The 2,126-nt window shown below is 45.9% G+C and carries 3 protein-coding genes; all 3 read right to left on the bottom strand.

Annotation, left to right across the window (positions count from 1 at the left end):
* Positions 1-158: NAD-dependent epimerase/dehydratase family protein (locus WBV75_RS02920; RefSeq protein WP_424119161.1), on the bottom strand; the 158-nt coding region annotated here is incomplete at its 3' end.
* 7 nt (positions 159-165) lie between these two features.
* Entirely contained in the window at positions 166-1,488 is a 1,323-nt protein-coding gene (locus WBV75_RS02915; protein ID WP_424119160.1) for a UDP-glucose dehydrogenase family protein, read from the bottom strand.
* Positions 1,489-1,580: 92 nt separating this feature from the next.
* Positions 1,581-2,126: sugar transferase (locus WBV75_RS02910; RefSeq protein ID WP_424119159.1), on the bottom strand; the 546-nt coding region annotated here is incomplete at its 5' end.

The raw sequence follows: 2,126 nt of genomic DNA, 5'->3' as shown, positions 1-2,126 counted from the left end.
AAGTCAAAGTGTTCCAGGCGGAAGAGATGCTCGATATTCTTGATATCCCCTGTTATGAGGTTGTCCATAGCGATGACCCTATACCCCTCTGCAATAAAGCGGTCACACAGATGAGATCCTAAAAACCCCGCCGCCCCGGTAATCAAAATCCGCTTCATATCCTTTTTATTCATTGGATGCATCTTTGTGCCCTCTCCCGATTGAAGCGTAATAAAACCCTTCCGACTGTATTTCTGCAGTGTCGTATAAATTCCGCCCATCAAAAATTACAGGCTCCTGTAATAATTCTTTCATCCGACTAAAATTGGGGTTTCTGAAAACACCCCATTCAGTACAAATGACAAGGGCGTCTGCATTTTCCAGCACCTCGTACATACGTGTGGCATATGATATCCGGTCTCCAATTTTTCGTTTTACATTCTCCATGGCCTCCGGGTCAAAGGCCGTAACCTCTGCGCCCAGCTGCAACAGTTCTTCAATTAAATACAAGGCCGGGGCCTCCCTGATATCATCTGTTTCGGGTTTGAATGCCAACCCCCAGACGCCGATTTTTTTACCCTTGAGGTCTCCCCCGAAATACTCGACCATCCTGGGGATTAAAATGGTCTTCTGTCTGTGGTTGACATCGATGACCGATTTGAGGATCTGAAACTCGTAACCCGAGTCTTTTCCGGACTTGTGAAGGGCTTTGACGTCTTTCGGGAAACAAGACCCCCCATATCCGATCCCAGGGAAAAGAAATCGTTTCCCGATTCGGGAATCAGTACCTATCCCAATGCGGACCTTATCCACATCCGCTCCCACCTTCTCGCAAAAGTTAGCGATCTCATTCATAAAGGTGATTTTTGTGGCCAGGAAGGCATTTGCTGCATACTTTGTGAGTTCTGCTGATTTTTCGTCCATGACAATCATTGGATTCCCCGATCTCACAAAAGGTTTATAGAGTTTTTTCATCAGATCTGTCGCGCGGTCAGAACTCGACCCGATCACAATGCGTTCCGGCTTCAGAAAATCGTCTACTGCGAAACCTTCCCTAAGGAATTCGGGGTTGGAAACGACATCAAAATCGCATTTGGCATTTTTGGCAATGGCCTTATGGACCTTTTCTGATGTGCCTACAGGAACAGTACTCTTATCGACAATGACGCGGTACTCTTTTAGTAAATGACCTATTTGTTCCGATACTCCAAGGACGTATTTCAAGTCTGCAGAGCCATCCTCGTCTTCCGGGGTGGGTAAGGCAAGAAATACAATAACCCCATGTTCAAGCCCCTCTTCCAGGGAAGTGGTAAACGTGAGCCGGCCCGCTTCTATGTTCCGTTCAAAAATTACATCCAGGTGTGGTTCGTAAATGGGAACTTCCCCGGATTGCATGCGCTTCACCTTATTTGCGTCAATATCCACACAGACTACTTCATTGCCGGTTTCGGCCAGGCAGGTCCCGGTGACCAGGCCCACGTATCCGGTTCCCACTACAGTTATTTTCATTGAATACGCGTTTTATAATTTAAGATGTCAATATTACTCAGAACGCTTCTGTTCTCCAATTAAAAGGATAGAAAACGGGTAAAACGTTTGCATCAATAGGCCTTGTCCTCCCCCTTGAACAAATTCAAAACGGTCTGGACAACGATCTTGACGTCCAGAAGGAAGGACCAGTTTTCGATGTAAAATACATCGAATTTTATCCTGTTCTGAATGTCCGTTTGCGTCTCTATTTCCCCTCTGTAACCCCTTACCTGAGCCAACCCTGTAATGCCTGGCTTTACAAAGTGGCGTACCATGTACTTGTCCACCCTTGCAGCGTATTCATCTGTGTGTTTTACCATGTGTGGCCTTGGGCCCACTACGGACATGGTTCCCAAAAAAACATTATAGAACTGAGGTAATTCGTCTATACTCGTTTTCCTTAGAAATTTCCCAATATTGGTAATTCGCATATCGTCCTTGCTGGCCTGCTGCTGATCTGCATCCTCATTAACGGCCATTGAACGGAACTTATAGCAATAGAATTCCCGGTTATCCAACCCGGTGCGTTTCTGAAAGAAGAAAAGAGGGCCTTTACTTTCAAGTTTGACCAGGATGGCCAATAAAGGGGTCAGCCAGATCAATACACCAAATATTAC

This window comes from Robiginitalea sp., assembly GCF_049588695.1.
Lineage (GTDB): Bacteria > Bacteroidota > Bacteroidia > Flavobacteriales > Flavobacteriaceae > Robiginitalea.
This window is presented reverse-complemented; position numbering and strand designations above follow the sequence as displayed.